The 24542-nt window shown below is 53.0% G+C and carries 14 protein-coding genes; all 14 read left to right on the forward strand.

Annotated features, from left to right (window positions below):
• Window positions 1–9 precede the first annotated feature (9 nt).
• The gene (locus AC56KW_RS24540; RefSeq protein WP_497173242.1) at window positions 10–1008 is read left to right on the forward strand and encodes a TIR domain-containing protein; all 999 of its coding nucleotides are present in this window, start codon (window positions 10–12) and stop codon (window positions 1006–1008) included.
• A gap of 784 nt (window positions 1009–1792) precedes the next feature.
• Window positions 1793–5092, forward strand: coding sequence for a RecQ family ATP-dependent DNA helicase (locus AC56KW_RS24545; RefSeq protein WP_497173243.1), 3300 nt, complete (start codon window positions 1793–1795; stop codon window positions 5090–5092).
• A gap of 17 nt (window positions 5093–5109) precedes the next feature.
• Complete coding sequence (locus tag AC56KW_RS24550) at window positions 5110–5886, forward strand: hypothetical protein (protein WP_497173244.1); 777 nt, start codon at window positions 5110–5112, stop codon at window positions 5884–5886.
• A 902-nt stretch (window positions 5887–6788) separates the two neighbouring features.
• Window positions 6789–7388, forward strand: coding sequence for a hypothetical protein (locus tag AC56KW_RS24555; protein ID WP_497173245.1), 600 nt, complete (start codon window positions 6789–6791; stop codon window positions 7386–7388).
• A gap of 215 nt (window positions 7389–7603) precedes the next feature.
• Window positions 7604–9736, forward strand: coding sequence for a DNA recombination protein RmuC (locus tag AC56KW_RS24560; protein WP_497173246.1), 2133 nt, complete (start codon window positions 7604–7606; stop codon window positions 9734–9736).
• 14 nt (window positions 9737–9750) lie between these two features.
• Complete coding sequence (locus tag AC56KW_RS24565) at window positions 9751–10821, forward strand: hypothetical protein (RefSeq protein WP_497173247.1); 1071 nt, start codon at window positions 9751–9753, stop codon at window positions 10819–10821.
• A gap of 517 nt (window positions 10822–11338) precedes the next feature.
• Entirely contained in the window at window positions 11339–11671 is a 333-nt protein-coding gene (locus tag AC56KW_RS24570; RefSeq protein WP_497173248.1) for a hypothetical protein, read from the forward strand.
• A 745-nt stretch (window positions 11672–12416) separates the two neighbouring features.
• Window positions 12417–14186: a type I restriction-modification system subunit M/S gene (locus tag AC56KW_RS24575; protein WP_497173249.1), complete on the forward strand. Its 1770-nt coding sequence runs from the start codon at window positions 12417–12419 to the stop codon at window positions 14184–14186.
• Between the two features lie 17 nt (window positions 14187–14203).
• Window positions 14204–16855: a type I restriction-modification system subunit M gene (locus AC56KW_RS24580; protein ID WP_497173250.1), complete on the forward strand. Its 2652-nt coding sequence runs from the start codon at window positions 14204–14206 to the stop codon at window positions 16853–16855.
• Window positions 16848–18011, forward strand: coding sequence for a restriction endonuclease subunit S (locus AC56KW_RS24585; protein WP_497173251.1), 1164 nt, complete (start codon window positions 16848–16850; stop codon window positions 18009–18011). The genes AC56KW_RS24580 and AC56KW_RS24585 overlap by 8 nt, the downstream gene beginning before the upstream one ends.
• A gap of 101 nt (window positions 18012–18112) precedes the next feature.
• Complete coding sequence (locus AC56KW_RS24590) at window positions 18113–21355, forward strand: type I restriction endonuclease subunit R (RefSeq protein WP_497173252.1); 3243 nt, start codon at window positions 18113–18115, stop codon at window positions 21353–21355.
• A complete protein-coding gene (locus AC56KW_RS24595) occupies window positions 21352–22038 on the forward strand; it encodes a M48 family metallopeptidase (RefSeq protein WP_497173253.1) in 687 nt (228 codons plus the stop codon). The genes AC56KW_RS24590 and AC56KW_RS24595 overlap by 4 nt, the downstream gene beginning before the upstream one ends.
• 134 nt (window positions 22039–22172) lie before the next feature.
• On the forward strand, window positions 22173–23063 hold the full coding sequence (locus AC56KW_RS24600; RefSeq protein ID WP_497173254.1) for a restriction endonuclease: 891 nt from the start codon (window positions 22173–22175) through the stop codon (window positions 23061–23063).
• Window positions 23064–23443: 380 nt separating this feature from the next.
• On the forward strand, window positions 23444–24542 hold a 1099-nt coding region (locus AC56KW_RS24605), incomplete at its 3' end, for a hypothetical protein (RefSeq protein ID WP_497173255.1).

The following is a 24542-nucleotide window of genomic DNA, read 5'->3' on the forward strand; positions in this document are numbered from 1 at the left end:
AACACCCGAATGGCGATAGTCTTTTTCTCCTACAGTCACGCCGACGAGGCGCTCCGAGACCAGCTTGAAATGCACCTTTCATTGCTTAAACGCCAAGGGCATATCACGGCGTGGCACGACAGGCGCATCCTCGCCGGCGACGAGCTAGACCCTGCCATCAAGGAAAATCTCGAAAGCGCTGACGTCATTCTGTTGCTCGTTAGCGCAAATTTCATCGGTTCCGATTATTGTTACTCAAAGGAAATGGAGCGGGCTATTGAGCGGCATAATGCAGGTGAAGCACGTATCGTTCCTGTAATTTTGCGCCCTTGCGACTGGCACTCGGCGCCATTCGGAAAGTTGATGGCTACGCCAAGGGACGGGAAGGCCATCACGATGTGGGCCAACACGGACGAGGCGTTCACCGACGTCGTCCGTCAAGTTCGAATTGCCGTCGAAGCCATGAATGCCCGTACTGGGAAAGTACTCAGCGGTTCGGATTCCGGTTCAGCTCCACCCGCAGTGGCATTGAAGCCCGGTAATCGCGTTCCCGAAGCCGCCAAATCTGCCGTCGAGGTGCCGCGCTCAAGCAATTTGCGCCTCTCCAAGGAATTCAGTGACCTGGACAAAGACGAGTTCATCCACTCGTCCTTCGATTTCATGGGGCGGTTCTTCGAATCATCCCTAGCAGAGCTCGTGTCGCGACATCCTAGTATCGATGGCCGCTACAGGAAAATTGACGCAAGACGGTTTACGGCAATCATCTATCGCGATGGGAAAGCAGTCGCACAATGCATCATCCGTATCGACAGCATGGGCAGCCGAAGCCAATGCATTTCATTCTCATACAATGCAAGCGCTCCCGACGGGAGCTCAAACGAGATGCTGAACGTGGAATTCGACAGCCAGGCCATGTACTTCAAGTCCTTAGGTATGCAGTCATTCAGCGGGTGTCAGGACCAGCGCCTCTCCGCGCAAGGTGCGGCGGAACTATTGTGGGGATTACTCATCGACCCGTTGCAGCGCTAGTGAGGCGTGTTGGCTTCTCGGCAGGGCGGGCATCAAAGCCCGGCAAACGATGCCAGTCGAGCGGAGAGCACCAGTCCGTGACCCGTTAAGGAGACTTTTCCAAAGGGTGGAGATTGGTGGGTTTTTTCTGCAAGCAAAACTGTTAAGGTGGCGGCTGTGCTCTCTCAAGTTCTCAGGAGCGGCTCGCGGTCAGCTAACTCCTTCGGGAAAACGGAAAGACTAAACGAAAACCTCAACTACGACAACGACGTTGTGCATAAAAGGCAGCAGTGTCAATTTGGTATGCCGATGAAATTTTGTGCTTGTCGATATTGCCGGTCGGCGGTCGTCCTACCACAATAACACTCTAATAACGACGTGATTCAGCGGTACGGCGTTGCGTGAACGATGTCAAATCTTGCAAGAAGGATGCACAAAAATTTCGACGAAAAGCAGGTCCATGTGCTCTCAGCTTGCTAAGCCGACGACCGGGCCAAATGGTGTTGTGAACAGTAGTAGATAGAAGTAGCTTAGGGAGTTGGGTTTGGCAATATCAATTGGGCGGCTGTCTGCGCTACCTTGTTTCTTTAAGTCGAGTCTTTTCTGGCGGGGAGCCTTGGACCCTCGGCTTTCCATCGAAGATGCCGCACGATTTCGTCACCTGAGAGAGTTTTCGTCTGCTCACGCATGGCAAGTTGTCCCAGGTCCCAATACGAATCAGCTCGCCCCCACGGGAACCGAACTGATTGTTATTGAGTTGGGGTTAGCATTGCTTCAAAGAGGGGCCTGGACACCATGCAGCTGGATGGTTGAGCACACTATTGCGGGTCAAATTGAGCGTGCAAAGTTATGTGCGCTGACGCCTTATTCGACCGCATCAGGCTTGCTCGGCTTTGAACCGGAGCAAATTCAGACTGACCTTTTTAAGAACGCATTGATTTCTGGGCGATTTCCGAGTGAAGCTTGTCCAGATGCTGCGGAGCTTATCTGGACGGGCGCTGTTGAAACGAGCGGGGAAGAGGGCAGCCCGGCAGAGCGTTATTTTTATGACAACGTACTCGTCCCCACGCTTGGTTTTCCCCTTCTCGATTATGTGCAATTCCAAGCCGAGCTCGCTGACCTCGGCGTTGACGCGACAGTTTTCTCAAGGCAGCGCACTGATTTTTCGATTGATACCGGACGCGGGCTGCGGCTGGTCATAGAGGTCGACGGGCGGCAACACTATGAGCGTGACGCTCAACGACACCTAGACCGGGCAAGAGATGCTGCTCTAAAACATCGCGGATGGCAAGTCTGGCGTGTCGCAGTCAGTGAGCTCGCCGACACGGACCAATTGCGGAAAAAGCTTTTCTCTATTCTGACTTCAGTCAAAGGCGGCGAATGGGCCACTAACCTAGCGACAGCCGAGCCAAGAGACAGCGACGTTATGTCGGCAGTCTGGGGAGCGACGGCAGTCGCGCGAATTCAGTTCCTGCTGCTTACGGCATTACGTCAAGGGATTCTTAATGCTGCGTTGCCGTGGAGACTGTGCATACAAGAGAACGAGACGGATGTCGGAGCATTAGCATTACGAGATTTTGTCGACTGGTTCGGGCGTATACGCACACTGTACGGCTTACCAGACCTTAAAGATATTGAGATGGCAGAGTGCGGCGCAAACGATGTAAATATGTCGATTGCTATCTCTTGTACCAATCCGTTCTTTACGGGAGCGTTCGAAGATGGCGCCCGAGGTGTTTCGCGGCCGGCGAATAGGCTTGCAGATGAGCCAAGCCTTAAATTTTCGTCGCGGGAATACCTATCCTACCCGCCCGAACGGCGCATACTCGAATCGTTCGCACAAGATTTGTTTAGGAAAAATGAACTTCGCGAAGGGCAATACGAAATCCTCAGTAAAATACTGATGGGTAAGGACGCCGTTGGCTTGCTCCCCACCGGAGGTGGAAAGAGCCTCACTTATCAGCTTGCCTCGCTTCTGCTGCCTGGAGCAACACTGTATGTAGCACCACTTAAATCACTTCTTCAAGACCAGTTCGAACGGTTGAAAATCGATGGAATTGACAGCTGTGGCTTTATCTCCAGCGCGCTTAACACAGGAGAAAGGAAAGTTCAAGAAGGGCGATTTGCTGCTGGTAAAATGAGGATGTTGCAGGTTGCGCCTGAACGTTTTCTAATGGAAAACTTCCGCGGCCTATTGCAGAATTATCAGTCAAACTTTGGTGCCATCACACAAGTTGTTGTCGACGAATGTCATTGCGTTAGTGAGTGGGGTCATGATTTTCGCCCCGCCTACCTCAGCCTAAGCCGAATTGTCAAAGATAGAACTGTCCGACTGGGAAGCGCTGCACCCGTAGTCGCACTGACTGGTACCGCTTCGAGTATCGTACTCGAGGATGTCCGGCGCGAACTCGGCATTGTAGATTCCGCGGCCGTTGTTCGTGCCAGACGCCTTGACCGGCCAGAATTGGAATTGCAATTCAAGAGAATTGCCTCTTCGCAGAAAGGCAACACGCTTACCGATGAAGTTAGGGAGTTTCAGTCCAGCTTTGCGGACACAAACGCCGGGCTGCTCATCTTTACTCAGCACGTCAATGGGTCTTTCGGTGTGTTCGATATCGCTACGAAGTTAGCGAGAACTATTCCAGTAGAGGTCGGCCGCCACATCCGATACTTTTCTGGCGAACGTCCTAAAGCTATCGCGCAAACTGTTACAGCAGCGGACTGGGACCGGGAGAAATCGCAAACACAGCGCGATTTTATTAACCCACGCGGAAATATTTTTCAAATACTTGTCGCTACCTCGGCATTTGGTATGGGAATCGATAAGCCTTCAATACGTAAGGTTATCCATTATTTGTCGCCCCAATCTCCAGAAGCCTATTATCAGGAAGTTGGTCGAGCGGCTAGGGATAGAGAACCCGCAACTGCCGTGATGCTTTTTTCAGATGAAAAGGCGGAAATCACCAATACCGTTCTTTCTCCCGAAACCGATATCGTGGCTGCGCGCAAACTCCATGAGTCTCTTCCGCGGGGCACGCCTGTAGGCGACTTCCTGACAACCTTCTTCTTCCATGCAAGTAGGTTTACTGGGGTTGCTGAAGAGGTGGCCTACGCAACCTCCGCTTTGAGTGCGATAAAAGCACTTTTAGATGAGGGCGAGTCGGTAGTGATTAGGTATGGGGGCGACAATAAATCTGCGACATGGAACTCCCAGGGGCGGCTGGAGTATTCTTTAGTTCGCCTCATACATCTTGGTATTATTTCGGACTACACAAAAGATTTCAACGCCAAAACATTCGAGTTGTCGATTCGTCCTGAGTGGCTGGAGTCTCGTGCAAGCGTGGAGTCTTATCGGGAATATTTTCTCAGTAGCTTTGAGGCCTACGTTCGTCGATATGAAACGCGTAGAATTGGGCCATTAATCGAGGAGCTGAATTCTGCTGTTACCTTTGAACAGGTTGAGGTATCGGGAATTACCGCAATCGTTCAGTATCTTTATTCTCAAATTGAAAGGCGCCGCCGGACATCTACTAGAACGATGTTGGACCTTGCCAGAAAAGGAAGTGAAGACGTTGCAGAGGCGAGAACACGGCTGTTATTTTATCTTCAGGCAAGTGATAGATTTACTAATGACCTCGAAGGCCTTGCTAAGCTTGAGCTCGCGGTCGACACTTGGAGCAAAATTGCGTTAGCTATTCAGGCTCCAGCGGAAGTAGATGAGCTACATGGGGCGGCAGCTCGAGTACTTGAAAGCTACCCAACAAACCCCGGGCTGCTATTCTTGAGCGCTATGACGCGTCGCAACACTACAGCTGTTGAGAAGGAGCGGTCAAAGGAGGAATTCCTAGCAGCATTGAAGTACATGATAGAGCAGCAATCCGCTGACGAAGCGGCAGAGGCCGCAGAACAGGCTCTTGAGTGTTGCAAGAACTTTGATGAGGAGCTCGCCCGGTTTTTAGGGGTTATTTATGGCGCATGGAGCTACAAATACTTTGGAGCACGTTTCGCCTTGTCACAAGCTGGCATGAACTTGACGTCTCGGATGAGCATTGTTAATGAAATGTTAAAGGTTGCTAATCAGGGAATGCCTGAGTTGCAGGTATGATATTAGGAGTGAGCGTAGTGGAACCACAATTTGAAGTGTTTATCGAGGCAGCGGAACAACTTGAAAGTCTGAAACAAACCTTATCTCAGCAGCAGAATTACGCAACTAGATTAGGGGATTTGACCAGCTCTGTAGAGCGTTCCGCAGGCATGATTGCGAAGGTCCCGAGTGCGCTTACGCTCGCCCTAAATAGTGCCGAGGCGGTAGAAAAGCGTATTCTTGCTGCCGCAGAAAAAGTAGATGGGTTGAGGAACGAAATTCCTCTAATCGTTGAGCGTATAGAACGGTCGGATGTCGGTCGTTCGGTTGACGCTCTTGCTTCTGATATCGCGGGAAGTAGAGAAGACCTTAAAGAATTTAGAAGGGCGATAGCCCAGGTTGGAAGCATCTCCGAATTCCTTAAAGCTTCAAACGATGCGATATTCAAAAATTTGTCCACTGAATTGCAGAGTCTCAAATCAGGACAGGATAAGATTGGCTCTGAGATTGCATTGTTGCGTATAGAGCTGAATGAGAGGCTGGCGGCAGTCGAGTCAAACGTAAATAAGTCGGCGACAACAGTAGAGAGCTTAGGTGGTGCGACTGCCAAAGCTTTTGACAGCATTGCGAACGCACTGAAAAAATCAACAGACACCGAGTCGGAATACTTAAAAAGATTGCAGGCGAATGTCGATTCGCTGAGAAATCAGGAGTTGGCAATTGTTAAGAAGGATATGGCGGAACTTCTATTTCAGATGCAGAAGCAAGGCGCTGCTCTTGAGTTGCTAGCGAAAAAGAAAGGGTTCTCCTTCTAAACGCTAGCACACTATTCAGTTAAAAGAATCAAATCTTAGTGCAGTTGGAGGATTTGAACCAATATTCACGTTTTTCATTTGGATACCGAAAAATAACGTATTCTCCTGCCGAAGCGTATTTCTTAAGAAAGCTAGAATATTCGTTAGCTGCTGAGAGCCGCCCAGTGCCAACCGCTACGTTCCCAGAGCGAGACACGCACTTATAGGGGATATCGGCATTTGCCGCATCCCTAGCCCAAGCGTTGCTGGTTAAAATTTGAGCTACGAGAATTAAAGATAGGGTAAGTGTTTTCATTTGGATACAATGTGATTTGGATTTACGTGCAAGTTAGATGCCGTGTTTACGGTGCTCTAGCGAAGATAGATGGATTACATTATCCCACCGCCGAGCACATGTCCTCTCGACGGGCTCTTTGAACAAGAGCCTCCAGCATTCGTTGTTGCTGAGCAATAAATACATTTCTTGGGCCCGTTATCCACGACGTGGCCCTTCGATGGACTCTTGGAGCATGAGCCACCGCCGTTACAGGTAGCTCCACAAAATATGCACTTACCAACGGTATAAACCACGTGACCGCCGGAGGGGCTCTTGCCGCACGAGCCGCCCGCATTCGTACTTGCGCCGCAATATTTACATTTTCCCATTCTCACCTCTAGGTCATTACCGAGCTCCAGCGCTGCGGTATCTATTGGATGAAGCTACTATGCTACATGTGTTTCCGGTGTGAAATCTCTCCAATTTTCACGACAAACGCTGGCGCACTTCAGTAGTTGTCGGACCGAACTTCTGGCTAGATAACAGCCGAAAACTTTATGGTCGAGCATTTTTTCACAACGGGCTGCCATCCGCGCGTGCAGCACTTGTATAATTGCAGTCCGTCAACCTTTCAACGGATTCGAACGTGCCAACTTTGGAGATTTTTCAGCAAGAGCTCGCGGCGCTTATCGGCACGCCAACAGAATTGCGTCCGTTTGTATGCGACGATTCTCCGCTGGAATGCGAAGTGTTTATCGTCGGGTTCAACCCAGCAACATCCATGTCAGTAGACTTCTGGCACTTCTGGCGCCCCGGCAAGGGGTTCGATAAAGGGAGCTGGTTTGAGGCTTACAAAAAAGACCGTCAGGTTCGACCGCTGAAGCCGGGAAAGACTCGGCGCAATTCTGTGAGCCCTACGCGCAGGGTCATGGATTGCGTACTTGAAGGTGCTGCTCCCTACAGATGCTTGGAAACGAATATCTACTCGGCCCCGACCGAACAAGCTGTTGACCTGGCGTCAGAGCGACGAATTACGGCACCATTTGATTTTTTGCTGGCTAGCATCAAACCACGCGTTATTGTTGCGCATGGAGTAGACGCCGTAGAGCACATTCGAAAGATGAACATTGATGCCAAAGTTTTTTCGGTTTCACACTTTTCCCGCGGATGGTCGCGTGAGGCAGCTCTTGAGCTTGGAGTAAAAATCAAGCGTGAGCTTGGTAATGGTAACAACGCGCTATCGTAGCCCGCAATAATAACGAGCGGACTGTCGTCCATGCCGGATGCATGCGGGACACCGAATATATCGTTTCGGTGGTAATGGCTGCCCTACGCGTCAACTGACGGCATGACGTTTTAGAACAGAAGTAATATTTCGAAGCGTGCAAATATACATGCCTTAAACACAATTTCCGCAGTAGAATGTATTTCAAGTAGACAACTCATCTAGCGGAGATACCCATGACGGACTTCACTTCCCAAGCAATCCCACTAGGTGCGTTGTTACTCGGCGCTTTCCTCATGTGGTTATTGATGGCTAACCGAATCAAGTCGAGCTGCTTGGCTGCCGCGGCCGCAGCGACAACGGGACTGCAAGTTGAAGTAGCGCAGGCAGCTGAAAGAGTACGGTCGGCAATGAGCGAACTAGCGTCAGCAAAAGAAGATTCTCGCCAAAAGTCACAATTACTGACAACGGTCCAAAACAGTCTCGACGAGTTGAAGGATGAGCAGGCGCGACTGACTGAGCGGTTATTGCGGTTGCCTCAAGCTGAGGCTGAGCTCCGGGCTACAGCGGAACAATTGAAGGCGAGTTTGGATGAAAATCGTCGCCTAGCAAGCAGCGAAGCGCAAAAGGCGCAGGCTGTTGAATCGTTGAGAGAGCGCTTGCAGGTGCTTCAAGCTGGACACAGCGCGCTTGAGGAGCAGAATCGGGAGACTTCAGCACAGTTGCGTGAGTCGTTGCAGCGCCGCGCTACGCTGGAGGAGCAAGTCATCCGTATTCCCGACCTGGACACTAAATTGCGAGACGCATCGGGACAGCTTGCCGGGCTCAACACCGAGCTTCGCGCATCTGCGGAGCGCCGAGTCGCCCTGGAAGAGCAAGTGACCCGCCTACCAGCCTTGGAAGCTAAGCTGCTCGACGCAACAAAACAGCTCAGTGACCTCAACGTACAACTTCGGGACTCGGTAGAGCGCCGAGTCGCGTTGGAGGAGCAGGCGGCTCGGTTACCTGGACTAGAGAGTCAGCTGAAGGATGCGGGTAGGCAGTTAGGCGAGACGAACGCGCAGCTTACGGACCTTCGGGAAGCGAGCGCGCGAGACAACGGAAAGCTCCGAGCCGAGTTGGCAGCTGAACGCACGGCCGCAACTTTGGTGTTGGACGAGTTCGGGGTAGCGAAAACATCGCTTGCCGAGGCGGAGGCTAAGGTGAACGAGTTAAATGACCAGCTTACCCAGCTTCGGACCCAGGCAGAGGCTGAGCAAAAGAACTCCGCCGAGAAGCTTGAGCTTCTTCTGCAGGCGAAGACTTCGCTCTCAGACCAATTCAAGGCCTTGGCCAACGATATTTTGGAGGACAAGTCGAAGCGCTTTGCCGAGCAGAACCGGGAAGGCATAAGTCTGCTGCTTGAGCCGTTGAAAACAAAGTTGACTGAGTTCCAAGGGAAGGTCGAAGAGGTTTACGTAAATGAGGGTAAAGACAGGTCTGCGCTTCAGGCACAAGTACATCGCTTAGTCGAGCTGAATCAGTCCCTCAGCCAAGACGCGAAGAACCTGACGTTAGCCTTGAAAGGCTCTGCCAAGACGCAAGGCAATTGGGGCGAGCTCATTCTTGAGCGCGTCCTTGAGGCATCTGGACTGCGTAAAGGCCACGAATACCACGTCCAAGACAGCCAGATGCGCGAGGATGGGTCCCGTGGGCAGGCTGACGTAATCATTGATTTACCTGAAGAGCGCAAGATTGTGGTTGACGCTAAGGTGTCTTTGGTTGCGTACGAGCGGTACGTTTCGGCGGAGTCGGACGGTGAACGGGCCGTGGCGCTTAAACAGCATCTTGATTCAGTTCGGGGGCATATTAAAGGCTTGTCAGATAAACGTTACCATTCCATGTATGGGGTGAAGTCACTTGATTTCGTTTTGGCGTTCATTCCGGTGGAGCCGGCGTTCATGACAGCAGTAACCAATGACGACGAACTTTTCATGGATGCTTGGAATAAGAACGTACTACTTGTCAGCCCATCGACTTTGCTTTTTGTTGTTCGCACCGTTGCGCACCTATGGCGTCAGGAAGCACAGAGTAAGAATGCACAAGAAATTGCCAAGCGTGGCGGGGACCTTTACGACAAGCTCTGCGGATTCGTGGATGACTTGGAGACAGTCGGCAGTCGTCTCAGCCAGGCTCAGAAGGCGTACGACCTGGCACACGGAAAGCTCGCCGTCGGCCGGGGTAATGTCATCCGCCAGGCCGAGATGCTTCGGGACCTCGGCGTGAAGCCGACCAAATCGTTGTCGTCCGCAACGTTGGCGATGTCTGCTGAGGACGTTCACGAGCTCGGCAATAACGTGGTCTCATTGCCCCCGGTTGTGGCGAGTTAAGAATTTTCAAGCAAATGCTTCGACGCAAAATAGATTGGTTTGAACTCAACCAGATGAATTTAAAACGCTATGTTGTAAACGTCCCGCGAGTTCTAAATCTCCAAAATAGTCTCAGGTTTTGCTGTGACCTGTGGAAGCTTCCAGAAGCAGACGAGTACGAATTCAATTTTTCGGTCCTCTCCACAGTCGAACCATTTACAATGGCCTTTGTGGCAAATGAAATTAAGAGATTTCGCGATTCGAACCCCGGTTTAAGATTCTTTGCAACAAATCATGAAAACAAAACCTATCCTGCTCATATGGGTTTTTTTAGGGCATTCGGATTGGCGTTTGGAAAAGAGCCTGGCGAGGCATCTGGAAGTAGTACGTATATTCCACTTACCATACTAAAAGTTGAAGATATCGTAAATCAAGCATTGCAAGAATACGAAGAGCCTGGAGCAATTATCGAGAGGCATGCTGAGAAAATCGCTAAAGTTCTGACCCGCTGCGAGCGGGGCGACCTTGTAGACGCGCTGACTTTCTCGATTAGGGAAGTTATGCGGAACATTGTAGAGCACTCTGGTTCTTCGTTTATCGAATATTCCGCACAATATTGGCCTACCCGGAATATGGTAGAGGTTGCGATATTAGATGGCGGTAACGGAATCATGTATGGTTTGTCACCAAATCCATATCTTGAGATTCAGACCGAGAGAGATGCATTGCATATGGCTATGTTGCCAGGAATTTCAGGGAAAATGTACAAGGGTGTCAAGCGGCAACCGCATAATGTTTGGCAAAACTCTGGCTATGGTCTTTATATGACCAGCAGGATTTGTAGGAATGGCGGGGACTTTTTAATCGCAAGCAATGATGCATGCCTTCTTCTATCAGCTGACTCGAAGGAAGACATGGAGGTCAATTCAAAAGGAGTATCTCTAAGGTTGCGAATTGACACAACTAAAATTGAAAATTACGCCAATATGCTGGCCAAATTCCGTCGGGAAGGCGCTGCTGTTGCAAGGGAGCTCAGTGGATTAGACGCGATTGAACCCTCCGTTGCCTCGACCATGTTGATGAGAGATTTTCAACGAGCCAACTAAATAGCTACTGCGACCGGAAGGCGTATTCGATGGCAAGAAGTTTCCCAACGCCTCCAGCGCTGGGCCTCATGAGCGATAAGGTAAAGTTCTAAGGCTCCAATAGGGTCTCAGCGCAGGCGTTATATCGCAGTTATACTGAACTGCTTGTGTAAGGATACTCCAAAGTTTCGCAGGATTTAGGAATAGCACTTACAGGCTCCTAGAAATAATGACTTCAACCACTCTACAAAATCGAGCCGACCCATGGGGCAGATTGTGCGCGGCCCCTAGCCGGGGAACACTTATGGGAAACCGCGGCATCCTTCACAATGATGAAAACAGAATCGTTAGGCCTTGGGCCCATAAGGCATGGGTAACATGCCTACTCGAATTTAAGGGCATCAAACGGTCGAGGCCGTTTTCTCCGGGAACCTACTCAGAGTTATTTTTCCTTGACGAGGCCACGGCCTTCGCCGCGGGGCACCGGCCATGTGCATATTGTCAGCGCTCACGTCACCTGGAATTCAAGAATGCCTGGGTGCGCGCGAACGTGGCCGAGGAGCTATGTGCATCAACCTCAACGCCGGACATCGACCAGGTCCTTCATGCCGAGCGTACGGTGCCCGGCCGCGGCAAACGGACGTTCGAGGCGCCGCTCGGCTCGCTGCCCCACGGTGCGGTCTTCGAAGACAACGGAATCGCTTACCTTGTTGCAGCTTCTGGCTACCTGCCGTGGTCGTTTGAGGAATATGGCAGTCCAGAAAATATGGATTCGACCGCGGTAGTCACTGTACTGACCCCGCGCTCGGTAGTCCGTACCTATGCGAATGGATTTTCGCCACGCATTCATCCATCCGCATATGCCAATTGACCTCTAAGGAGCGAACACCAATGTTGTCTTCGGAACGACTAATTCCTATGAAGTCAGCGTGACCGACAAGCTGGGACAGGCGCTCGTGTAGGAGCACAGATGAGCCGAGGTGATGGGGAATGGATTCTGAGCATCTCATCTAACTCGGCAGCTAGCAATGCTGTACGCGATGAGATACCCCAGGTACTCGGGGGATGGGTCACCCCCGCTGCTCATCAGCGAGGAGGGTTCCGTAGCCTTTTTTTCCCTCCGCGTGCCCGACCTCTTCCATTGCTTACCTAACACGACAAACGCACTCCTCGACTGTACCTAAGTCTAGTCTTCGCGTGTGCCGCCGTCTGGCGGCGCATTTCAGAAAAAAATTCTTGTTGCTGAATTTATTTGTAGCGTGCTACGATTATATTCATCAAGAGGAGAGCGAACAATGAATGATACGGATTTCGAGTTTCGGTCTGCACGTAGCCGCCGTACGTCCATATCTCAACATGCGAATAAGCGGGCGCAACAGCGTGGAATCGATAAAGCCGCACTACCGTTGCTGTTGGCTTACGGGCGACGTGAGTACGACGGAAAGGGTGGTATTCGCTACTTGATGACCTCCGACTCTTTGCAAACACTCAGTCGTGCAGTTGGCCGGACCAAGCAAGTTGAGGCGCTAGCCGGGCTCTACGCCGTAGTAAGCGCTACAGACCAGACCGTAATTACCATGGGCCATCGTTATAACTAGGCAAGAACAGAATAGACAATGATAAAAACTGAAACCCCCGCCACGCGAACCTGCTGGCAATTAGCTGACCTTGCTCGAAGTGATGCAGTTGGCGATGCCCAGTTATTCGTGCTGACCTGGTTGGCTGCAGGCAGAATGGTCGTCGAAGGGAAAGCCGGAGATATTTCCAAGCTTGACGAACTTACGGACCTGCAAGCCTGGGACCAGCTTCTTGGGGCAGGATTTCCGCCGGAAGCGTACGACCGAATTGTGCGCAAAAGGTCTTCTGCTGCCGCTCACGATGTCGGCCAGCGCGCAGCAGCCGCAGCCATTATTTCGAAGTTGGAAAATGAGCTTGGCCGGCACCGTTGGGATGTTCTGCCATTCATGTGTGAGGTGGACGTTCGACGCGGTAGTGCAGAAGGCATCGTGATACCCGAGCTCGCTTCGCTACTAATGGACCTGGTCGATGCGCCGCAAGATAGCGAACTCTGGATTCCGTTCGATTTCCAAGGGCAGTTGACCATCGAAGCGCTACGCCGTGGATGGCGTGTTCTTACTGCATCTCCAATCCCGTTTTCGCAGCTGGTACGGGAACTGCTTTTAACGATTGAAACGGGGCAGACTCACCCCCCGGCAGTGAGAGCCGAGGTGGAGCGCGATTCTGCTGGCCGTCCTGTTGGACGTGCGGATTACGCACTCGTGATGCCGCCCTTCGCTATGCGCATCAAGGACAGCCCCATGTCGATGTGGGACATCACTGAAACTCGGGCGTACGAACAATTTTCTCGCAGCGAGTCCTGGGCCCTGTTTGAGTTCGCAAACCGTATCAACAAGCGCGCAGTATTTTTGACGCCCCATGGGGTATTATTTTCCAAGGGACAAGAGCAGCGCCTCCGTGAATACTTGTTGAGCCGCCAGCAATACACGAGAGTCAAATCTGTTATTACGCTGCCACCTGGCGTATTCAGTGCGACCAATATCGCCGGCGCCATTACGATAATGGACTCTGTAGGCGTCGCAGGGGCAGTCTATATGGCAGACCTAGGCAGCGGTCGCCGCTCACTCCAAGAAGCTGGACATATTGTCGCAGCAGGCCGGGAGGCAGCGCTTGGACATGCAAGGACGGATAAGGCTAAGCTCGTGGGTTACGAGGAGATTGCCGCTAACGAGTTCAGCTTCGCGCCTTCGCGTTACCTGCGGCGCCTTGCCGACCTGGGCAATGAGGCAGTCAAGCTTGGGGACATCTGCGAAGCCGTGAGGCCACCTGTTACTTCTAAGGAGGTTACTCCTTTTGAAGTTGCAGAGGTGGGGCTGCAAGATTTGCACCAGTGGCAACCCATCGAATACGATGTTGAAAAGACCGTCTACCTAAAGTCGGCGCCGAAAGAGTCGATGTTGGTGCGACCAGGCGACATCGTAATTTCCATCAAGGGCTCGGTGGGGCGCGTTGCCTTAATGGGCACGGCTGCGCAGCACCGGCCCACTGTAGTCTCCCAGAGTTGCCTTGTACTACGCTTGGGGGCGAACTGGAATACCAAGAATCTATCGCCAGAGGTCCTAGTCATGTATCTGCGTTCCCCGCATGGGAAGGCTCAGCTTGAAGGTCTCCAGGTCGGCGCGGGCGTACAACACATTAGCCCAGGAACTCTGATGAGTGCGGTTATGGTGCCCTTTCCATCTGAGCAGACCCATTTAGAAATTCAACAAGATTACGGTCGCCTTTGTGACCTTGACAGGCAAGTTGTCAATCTTAGGGAAGAAATCATTCATATCTCGCAGCGTCGCTGGCCAGAGACGCTCGATTAACCGCCATTAACCCGTTTATGTACAAGCCCAACTATATGCCAAACGATTCTTCTAATCAGTCGAATATCCTCGAAGCCGCGTCGGCCAGCTCCGTGACATACAGCCACAAGAAGCTCACGCTCAGCCAGCTGGAATCTTTCTTGCTGAAGGCCAGTGACATCTTGCGCGGCTCGATGGATGCGTCTGAATACAAAGAATATCTCTTCGGCATGCTCTTCTTGAAGCGCCTAAGCGACCAATTTGTCGAAGACCAGCAGACGTTGGTGCGAACGGAGCGCACGCTGGGCAAGAAACAGGGACTTAGCGATGAAGCAATCGAAATCCGCATCGACGCAAAGCTCAAACAGAAGACCAGTCCGTACTACTCGTTTTACGTGCCCGACCGCGCCCGCTGGGTGCTTGAGTCGCCCGTGACGCTGGAAAATGATATCCAGTTCCGAGGCCTCCTGCACGTAAAGGAGAACCTGGGCGAGATGGTAAACAAGGCATTGGCTGCCATCGAAGAAGAGAACAACGACTCCTTAGCCGGCGTCCTTAAAACGATTAACTTCACTACTACCAAAGGGGACAAGAAGCGCGTCTTGCCGGACGAGAAAATCGCGGAACTGGTCAAGCATTTCAGCACCCAGACGCTGTCCTCATCCAACTTCGAGTTCCCCGATTTGCTCGGCGCCGGCTATGAGTATCTCATCAAGTATTTCGCCGATTCAGCCGGCAAGAAGGGTGGGGAGTTCTACACCCCGGCCCCAGTCGTGCGCCTGTTGGTCCAGTTGCTGGAGCCAATCGAAGGCATGACGATTGGCGACCCAACTTGTGGTTCTGGCGGCATGCTAATTCAGACCCGCGGCTACGTCGAAGAATCAGGCGGCAACGGCAAAAATCTGGCGCTTTACGGTCAAGAGCTGTCCGGCACGACATGGGCTATTTGCAAGATGAACATGATTCTTCACGGGTACCGCTCTGCGAACATCCAGAATGAGGACACCCTGCTCAAGCCTGCGCACGTCGAAAATGGCAATTTGATGCAGTTCAGCCGGATTCTTGCTAATCCACCGTTTTCCCAAAACTACACCCGCATTGAGATGCAGTTCCCAGAACGGTTTCACACGTTCATGCCGGAAAGCGGGAAAAAAGCTGACTTGATGTTTGTCCAGCACATCGTCGCTACACTGAATGATGAGGGCAAGGCGGCGGTCGTGATGCCTCACGGAGTTCTGTTTCGTGGTGGGCCTGAAAAAGCTGCCCGACAGCGCATTATCGAAGCCGGTAACCTTGATGCGGTCATTGGTCTGCCACCGGGGCTGTTTTATGGCACTGCCATTCCGGCCTGCATCCTGGTGCTGTCCAAGTTGAATCCCACCACCCGCAAGGAAGTGTTGTTCATTAATGCCGACCGTGATTTCAAGGAGGGCAAGAACCAGAATAGCCTGCGGCCGGAAGATATCGAGAAAATCGCATACGTGTACCACGAGCGCCTAGTAGTCAAAGGCTACTCCGACCTCATTCCAACCGACAAGCTGAAAGCTGAGGTTTGGAACCTGAATATCCGCCGTTATGTGGACAATTCACCGCGCCCTGAACCTCAGGACGTGCGGGCTCACATTCATGGCGGCGTGCCGACGGCTGAGCTTGATGATTTGCAGAGCTACTGGTCCAATTACGGTACCCTGCGCGACCAGCTTTTCGTACGTCGGCTGTCCGATGCGGCCTACTGCGACCTCGTTCCGGCATTAAAAGCGGCCAAGGCGGCAGCCAAGACACTCGTAGAGAACAATGGCTCTGTGCAGGTCTCCAACGCCCGACTGCATGCCACGCTCAATCAATGGTGGACCGCAAATGCACCTGAGCTGCAGACACTCCCGGTCCTCGGTAGTTACGTCACACTGCGCAAGGCGTTTTCACAAGGATTGGAAGATACGTTGGTGCCGCTGGGTTTGCTGGACAAGTTTCAGGTGCGAGGTGCATTCGCGGAATTTTCCAGCGCGCTGGCCGCAGACTTCAAGTCAGTGGCGGCTTCCGGATGGAACGCTGACCTTATCCCGGCTGATGAGATATTGGCATCCCAGTTTCCAGATGTGCTTAAAGAGCTGCAGGACGCCGAGGACTCAATTGCCAATCTGCAAGGCGAGTTTGACGCTGTTACTCCTGCCGATAATGCCGAACCTGACGACATCGACTTGGATACTTACGACTTCGACGACGGCAGTGAAGTGCTACCTAAGGCTGTGCTTGACGCCCTCAAAGCTCGAAAAAAAGCACTATCCGTTGACCTGAGAGCCGTTAAGAAGGCTGACCCGGGGCGTGCCCAAGTGCTAAAAAAGGAGGTCAGCGATATCGACACAAAGATGGCCAAGCATGTTGCCAAGGAAGTCGCGTTCAAGGCCGCAAAACAGACGGTCAAGAGCATCGAAGCCCGGCGCGACGATTTAGTAGACAAGGCGCGGCAGAACATCACGCCGGCAGATGCCGAGCAACTGATTCTAGCGCGTTGGAAGCAGGCACTGCTGGACGCGTATGAGAACCGGGTCGCGGCTTATCAGAGTCAATTGGTGGCTCGCGTCGAGCTGCTGTGGTCGAAGTATGCGGTGAACCTGGACGACATTCAAAACCAACGCAAGGCTGCAGCAGACAAGTTAGGTGTGTTTTTGAAGGAGCGCGGATATGTTTGAGTTACGTCCTGTTGCGTTTAGGGAGCTTGTTGACCTTGTATCGGTGAAGGTCGTACCAACGCGCAAAGATATAGGAACCCGTTGCGTAAATTTGGATGACGTTCCGGAAGGACGGGGGCGAATAGCCGGTTGGTCGCCTGCTTCAGAAAACTTATCCGCGAAAACCCTTTTCAAGTCAAGGGATGTCCTTTTTGGAAAGCTTAGGCCATACCTACGAAAATTTGCACTTGCTCCGTTTGACGGCGTATGCACGACTGAAATTATGGTGTTTCGCCCAAAACCTGGAGTTGTTCCAGAATTCGTTTTTCAAGTGGTTGCGTCGGATGCATTCGTAGACCACAACGTGGCTGTTTCTTATGGGACGAAGATGCCCCGGACTGACTGGGCTACCGCTTCCGCTTTCCGCTTGCTATTGCCTTCGCAAGCCGAACAACAGCGCATCGCCGAAGTGTTAACAGCGCTGGATGAGGAGATGGAGCATACGGAAGCGTTGGTTAAAAAACTGGTATCTCGGCGGTCGGGGCTTGTGCAGGAATGCTTAATTCCCGCCGCACAGGCGGCACCATCAGTGCCTCTCGGAGATGTCTGCTCCCTTATTACTTCGGGTTCGCGCGGTTGGGCCAGGTACTACGCCGCCGACGGCGCACTATTTTTGCGAATCGGAAACCTAACTCGAGAAAATCCAAATATGCTTTTGGAAGATGTCGTTCGGGTAAGTGTGCCAGCAGGAGGCGAAGGGGCGCGAACCCGACTTGAGCCTGGGGATGTACTCATTTCCATTACGGCTGACCTGGGAGTAATCGGATGCATACCCGATGAGTTCCAACAGGCCTACGTAAATCAACATATTGCATTGGCGCGCATAGATGATGCGGACCTCAACAAGAGGTGGGTCGCGCATTACTTGGGGAGCCCCTTGGGCTACGAACAGATTTCTAAGTTTAATGATGGCGGCGCGAAGGCGGGCCTCAATCTGCCAACCATACGAGCGCTGAAAATACCCAGGCCACCGCTCGATGCGCAGGCGGCGGTGGTTGCGTTGCTGGATGCGGTCGATGGCGAAATTGCGATGGAGCAGGCCCTTTCCACGAAACTGCGTATGCAAAAACAAGGTCTGATGCGTGACCTGTTAACTAGCGATACCCGCGTCCGATAACGAGCCAAGAACCCCTTCATCGCAGGGGGTTTCATTTGAGCATGGTCGGTCCTATACTTGAGTCCTACGATGGAAATCGCAATAAAGAGAATAGGGTTGTCATGTCGGAGCGCGCGCAAGTAGAAAAACCGTTTATGGACCAATTGGCCGTGCTCGGGTGGGGCATTATCGACCATGGCGAAAACGTGCCGACCGACCCGGCCAGCAGCCATCGTTCCGATTTCAAAGAGATAGCCCTGCGCGATGTTTTCAGAAAGGCAATCAACGGCATCAACATGGACGACTCTGGCCGGCCTTGGCTTAGCGCTTCGCAGCTCGATTGGTTGTTCGACTTTGTGTCCGGCCAGAAGGGTAAACTGGTCGAGGTCAACGAGACCATCCATCAACTGCTGCTGAAAGGCGTGCCTGACGTCGAAAACACCACGACTCTCGGGGCCCCCTCGCGCACTGTGCGCTTGATAGCGTTCGACAAGCCAGAATCAAACCAGTTCCTTGCCATTAACCAGTTTCGCATTGACACGCCGGGCCAGGTCAAGGGGCACATCCGCCCAGACCTCGTACTGTTCGTGAATGGCATGCCCCTAGTTGTAGTCGAGGCCAAAGAAGCAAATCAGTTCACGTCTGTCCCGTTGGACGAGGCCATTGAACAGCTGTTTCGCTACTCAGAGCGCCGGGATGCCGTAACTAAAGGCGGCATGAAGGAGGGGGAAGAGCGCCTCTTCCACTTCAACCTATTCTCTGTCGCCACCACCGGACAGGAGGCCTTGTACGGCTCCATCACCACCGACCAGGATGAGTTCCAGAACTGGCGGTCCATCGAGCCCCCCGAATTCCAGACCTTCAAAACGCCTCTTGGTGGCCCCGTGCGCGCCCAAGAAACAATAATTCAGGGCATGCTGGCAAGGCCTACTTTGCTGGATATTTTGAAAAACTTTTGCGTGTTTCAGAGCAAGGGCCACCGCCGGGTCAAGGTCGTTTGCCGGTACCAGCAGTACCGCGCAGTCCTCAAGGCCATCCGGCGCATTCGTGGCGGCACGGGCCCGACGCGCAGTGGCGTCATTTGGCACACGCAAGGTTCCGGTAAGTCGCTGACAATGATGTTTTTCGTACGCAAGATGCGCTCATCATCCGACTTGGCAGACTACAAGGTCCTGCTAGTCAACGACCGCACTGACTTAGAAGAGCAACTTGAGGGAACGGCTGCCGCCGCGGGCGAGCCCCTGACGACTATTTCCGGTGCGAGCGAATTGAAGGCTACGCTCAGCGGCAACGACTCGGGCCTCTACATGGTTATGGTGCACAAGTTTCGCGAGGTCACTACTCCGATTTCAGATGCAGTCAAGCTTGCCTTGGGGATTCCCGAAGCGCCTCCCTTAATTAAGCCGTTCCCTCGAGTGAACGGGTCTGAACGCATCATCATATTTATCGACGAAGCGCACCGGACGCAGTATTCCGACTTGGGCAATAATTTGGCCGTTGCGTTCCCAAATGCCATTAAGATAGCCTTCACCGGAACACCCTTAATTACGTCACGCCACGACCAGACGACGATTCAACGCTTTGGCGAGTACATCGACACTTACAAACTCCAGGACGCGCAGGCCGACGGCGCCGTGCTGCCCATCGTGTACATCGGCCGGACCGTGGACACGGCCATCAAAGACAAATCAGGATTCGACCTGAAGTTCGAAGACCTCTTTGAGAACAAGACGCCGGAAGAGCTTGCGGCAATTAAAGAGAAGTACGGGACCCGGGATTCCATCCTGGAATCCGAGCTACGCATCGCTGATGTGGCGAAAGACTTGGTCAAGCACTATGTCGAGAACATCATGCCGGACGGTTTCAAGGCGCAAGTCGTCTGCATCTCGAAACGCGCTGCGATGCGCTACAAGACAGCAATTGACGCCGCACTGCTGGCACTTATCACCAAGACCGAGGAGGAAGGGGCTCCTGCAGAGACTCTGACCAGGATGCGTTTCTTGAAAACCGCGGTCGTGGTCTCATCCGATGGCACCAACACGGATGCCGACATCGAACTGGCTCGCAAAGCGGCCCGCGAATCGGATGCGGTCGTGAACTTCAAGAAACGATTCGACTACGCCGTCCCTGAGACGGGCATCAGCTTCCTCATTGTGTGCGACATGCTGCTTACCGGCTTTGACGCCCCCATCGAGCAGGTCATGTACCTCGACAAGCCGCTGCGAGAGCACACGTTGCTACAGGCCGTAGCCCGGGTCAACCGCACCGCAGGTGGGAAAAAAGTCGGCTTTATCGTAGATTACATCGGCGTCACGAAGCATTTACGGGAGGCATTGAGCATCTACGCCAGTGAAGACGTGAACGACCTTCTGGCCGGCATGCACGACATGGCTGGCGAGTACGCAAAGATGGCCGGCACGTACGCCCGCTTGCTCGAGTTCTTCCGGGAGCACCAGCTGCCGCAAGCGCAAGACTGGGGCATGCAAAAGCTGGGCGCCGAGGACGAATACATCGTTTACGAGATGATGATGGATGTCCTTAAGGACGCCAAGCAGCGTGAGACTTTCTCGGTGCTGCTGACGCTGTTCCTGCAAGCTATAAACATCATTTTGCCCGACCCGAAGGCCAATGAGTACCTGTTGCCGGCCAAGCGGTTTGCATGGCTGAAAGCCCAGGCGAGGGAGCGGTACAAGGACGCGAGCATGACCTTTGGCAAGGCAGGCGAGAAAATTAAGAAACTCATCAACGAGCACTTGGTGGGCCTGGGCGTAAACCCGAAAGTGCCCCCGGTGGACCTCATGTCACCCAATTTCATGAAGGCGCCGAAAGCGAAAAAGGAAGACGCATCGGCCAAGGCGACCGCTTCCGAGATGGAGCACGCTCTTCGCAAACACATCACCGTGCACATGGACGAGGACCCCGCCCTATACACCCCCCTTTCGGTGAAGCTCGACAGCATCCTGCAGAAAGACCAGAAGAACTGGGCCGAGCAGGCCGCGCAGCTGTTATTGCTCATTACGGAGGTCAAGGCTGGGCGCGCGAAGAAAGTGATTACGGGCGTAACGGAAAAGTCTGCGCCCTTCTACGAGCAGTTGGTCGAATCGGTTCAGAAGTCCGTCAAGTTGTCGCCAAAAGATAAAGAGAGCTTGAAATCGCTCGTGAACGACCTGATGCCAGTGTTTAAGGATGAGTTAGTGACGCCCAATTTCTGGTCCAACGAGTCGAGGGTCACCGCTTTGAAGGGAATCGTTGAAGACCGATTGATTGACACCGGGGTGTCGTCGGTAATTGAGCGCGGGAGCGAACTAGCTCAGGACATTGTCCAGCTGGCAAAGGCCCGCCATGGGGATTTACTAGCCGCATGACGCTTAAAGTCAAAGATATCGACTGCCAAGTTGTCCGTACCCGCCGCAAAACGGTGAGTATTTACATCGAGCGTGACGGTACCGTGATGCTGCGCGCCCCGCTGGACGCGTCCGACGAAAAATTGGTCAAGGTGGTCGAGCAGAAGCTGAGCTGGGTTTATCGCAACCAGGCTCTCTGGCAAGAGCTGAATTCACATGCCCCACGGCGCGAGTTCGTGTCGGGGGAAACGTTCTACGTGGGGGGGCAGGCGTGCCTGCTGGACATCCGCACCGACACGAGCGCGCCCTTATATCAAGAAGGCGACCGCTTGGTTTTAAGCCGGACTCAGGTCAACAAAGCCGATGAGTTAATGCGCGCCATGTACCGCAAATTAGGCTATGAGCAACTGCCGCAACTGATTGCCCGGTATGCGCCACGGATGGGTGTTGAACCGGGCAAAGTGCGGGTATGGGATTTGAAAAATCGCTGGGCATCTTGCTCGGCGGCCGGCAACCTGAACTTCCACTGGAGAGTGCTCGCGTTACCCCAAGACATCCAAAAGTACTTGGTGGTCCATGAATTGGCTCACTTGAAGCACCCCAACCATGGCAAGGAATTCTGGAACGTAGTGGACAAGACTATGCCAAAGTGGAAGGCCGCTGCCGAGTGGTTGCGGGTCAACGGTCTTGGCAGGTCCTTCTGAATCCGTAAAAAAGAAGTGGGCAGACTTCGAACTGCAGCGATATGCCACCGCACGACGTAAAAGTCAGCTATGGCTCCTTTGGTCATACCCTTTGAGGAGAATTTTTTTTTTCGATACCTGACTTTCAGACGCTAATGCTCCCGGTTTTGCGAAGTGCGGCCAAGGACGAGGTCAAGATTTCCGACGTAGTGGAGCAACTGGCCACCGACTTCAAATTATCATCGGAAGAACGTGCGCAGCTCCTGCCATCAGGAAGGCAATCGACGTTTGCCGACCGCGTTCATTGGGCGAAGAGGTATCTGGGAAAGGCCGGTTTGGTCGAATTGACCAAACGGGCTCATTTTCGCATTACCGACCGGGGTCGCGAAGTACTGACCGCGCCGCCAGAGCGCATTGATATCAAATACCTAAACCAATTTCCTGGCTTTCAAAAGTTTAGGGATGCTGAAGAAGAGGAGGGCGACACGGCTTCCCCTCATGTAAGCGATAACGCGACGACTCTGACCCCCGACGAGGTCATGCGCAGTGCCCACCGTCAATTGGAAGTCGCTTTGGCCGACGAAATGCTTCAACGAATTCGGACAGGGACACCGGCCTTCTTTGAGAGCCTAATAGTGCGCCTACTTGTGCGGATGGGCTATGGCGGCGGTTCGGTTACCGATGTGGCCAAGGCCCTCGTGGGTGGTCCGGGTGACGGCGGCGTCGACGGTGTCATCGACCAAGACCCGCTCGGACTCGACCGCATCTATGTGCAGGCAAAACGCTATGCCGCCGGGAACACCGTCGGCGCCGGTGATATCCGCGACTTCTTCGGCAGTCTCGACCGCTTCAAAGCCACCAAGGGGCTATTCGTTACGGCGTCTACCTTCACGTCATCCGCCCGCCAAACGGCCGAGCAATTGAGCAAGCGAATTGTCCTCATGGACGGTGACCAGCTCACCAGGCTGATGATTTTCCACGGTGTCGGTTGTGTCATCGAAGAGACGCTGCACGTTAAGAAAGTTGACGAGGAATTCTTCGAGTAGGCCAGCGCTACGTTTGCTAATTGCAAAGCAACGCAGCCATAGAGAGTGACTGGACGTAGCGGCTGGCGCCGGAACTCCCGTTTTACCTCTCCAAATTTAGGAAAATATGTCGGACGTATATGTTAGCCAACCCAGGTCGTTTCGTACGTCCGAAGCATACGAGCACCGGCGATTCATGCTGAGTGCCCAGAAGGGCAAGCTCTTTCTGGGCTTTTTTCCATACCCATTAAAGGCACTTGGTAGGGACAGACCTCATGCGCACCCTTACTCTTGACCTATCAATCCCGCCGGCGTGCCCACAATGCAAGACAGTCTTTCCGCATGAAAAAATAATTCAGAACCGCAACAGCGGGGCCGCGACGGCAGTATGTGAAGTCTGCATGACTAGCCTACGAATTATTTTGCCTGAGGTGAGAAAAAAGCTCGTCTACCTCGACCAATCATTTCTATCGGATGTGCTTCCTGCGGAAGACGCAAGCAATCCGTGCGACATTAGATTCCGTATTCTTCAGAAGCTTCTAAGCCTGAAAGCGCGTCAGAAAATCTTCGTGGTGGTCTCTGACGTGCATTTTGCCGAAACAGCTGCTATCCCTGTTGGACGCGACGAGAAACGGCGTCGGCTCTTGACGTTCCAGAATCAATTGGCCGATGGAACTATTGCTTCGGACGTTGCTGAAGTGTTTATGCACCAACAACGTCGGAAACTTAGTGACCCGCTAGGGTCTGAGTCCTTTTCCCTGAGTGATATCGGGCTCAAAGACCCGTTCCGTTTCAAACTCGGCACCCAGGTCATTCCAACAAATACTTGGCTCGGTAGGATTCACCAACCGCTTGCAACTACGGAAAGCCGTGCGACTCTGCAGGCAAATCTCCGCGACATTCTCATTCGTCAAAGCCACGACCTTGGAACACAGCGCTCAAGACTAGACTGCCTGACTCTCGTGTGTAAGAAATGGCGCACGGACCTGCAGCGTGGGATTGAAAGCGCCCGTGAGCACGCGACGTTTCTTGCGGACATATCGCGTCTGGCCGAGCTGACGGTCGGCATTGAGTGCCCATTGCCGCCCATTCCTAAGTCATGCAATTTTCTGCCGATGGTGCGGCGAATTGTGGAGGGGTTGGACGACGATGCACTTGAGCGGCTTGCACGGGTGTTGGAGGACGACCCGACCGGTGGCTGCGCCTCAATTCGCCTTCGTACTGCCTTGGAAGCAGAAGTGCTTTTTGCATGGTGTAGTTGCGAACGGACGGACGCAACGTTTAATGACAAGAAGTTTGGTGTTTCTCGCTTAAACGATATAAACCATATTTCAACATTTCTTCCATACGTTGATGCGCTCACCACCGACGACGACTCTGCCCGACTCTGTCGACGGGACATAGCATCCCAAGAAGTGAACCGTGCGAAAGGAAAGCTGTTTTCTGCCGCCACGTATGACGAGTTCGAAAGATGGCTTGACGGACTCGAAGATGACGGCG

Source organism: Telluria sp. RT2P19, from assembly GCF_059685725.1.

What these genes read in the sequence shown, in the direction of transcription:
- AC56KW_RS24575 (WP_497173249.1), top strand. Translation starts at nt 12,417, where the DNA reads ATGATAAAAACTGAAACCCCCGCCACGCGAACCTGCTGGCAATTAGCT.
- AC56KW_RS24545 (WP_497173243.1), top strand. Translation starts at nt 1,793, where the DNA reads ATGGTTGAGCACACTATTGCGGGTCAAATTGAGCGTGCAAAGTTATGT.
- AC56KW_RS24590 (WP_497173252.1), top strand. Translation starts at nt 18,113, where the DNA reads ATGTCGGAGCGCGCGCAAGTAGAAAAACCGTTTATGGACCAATTGGCC.
- AC56KW_RS24565 (WP_497173247.1), top strand. Translation starts at nt 9,751, where the DNA reads ATGCTTCGACGCAAAATAGATTGGTTTGAACTCAACCAGATGAATTTA.
- AC56KW_RS24600 (WP_497173254.1), top strand. Translation starts at nt 22,173, where the DNA reads ATGCTCCCGGTTTTGCGAAGTGCGGCCAAGGACGAGGTCAAGATTTCC.
- AC56KW_RS24540 (WP_497173242.1), top strand. Translation starts at nt 10, where the DNA reads ATGGCGATAGTCTTTTTCTCCTACAGTCACGCCGACGAGGCGCTCCGA.
- AC56KW_RS24595 (WP_497173253.1), top strand. Translation starts at nt 21,352, where the DNA reads ATGACGCTTAAAGTCAAAGATATCGACTGCCAAGTTGTCCGTACCCGC.
- AC56KW_RS24560 (WP_497173246.1), top strand. Translation starts at nt 7,604, where the DNA reads ATGACGGACTTCACTTCCCAAGCAATCCCACTAGGTGCGTTGTTACTC.
- AC56KW_RS24585 (WP_497173251.1), top strand. Translation starts at nt 16,848, where the DNA reads ATGTTTGAGTTACGTCCTGTTGCGTTTAGGGAGCTTGTTGACCTTGTA.
- AC56KW_RS24580 (WP_497173250.1), top strand. Translation starts at nt 14,204, where the DNA reads ATGTACAAGCCCAACTATATGCCAAACGATTCTTCTAATCAGTCGAAT.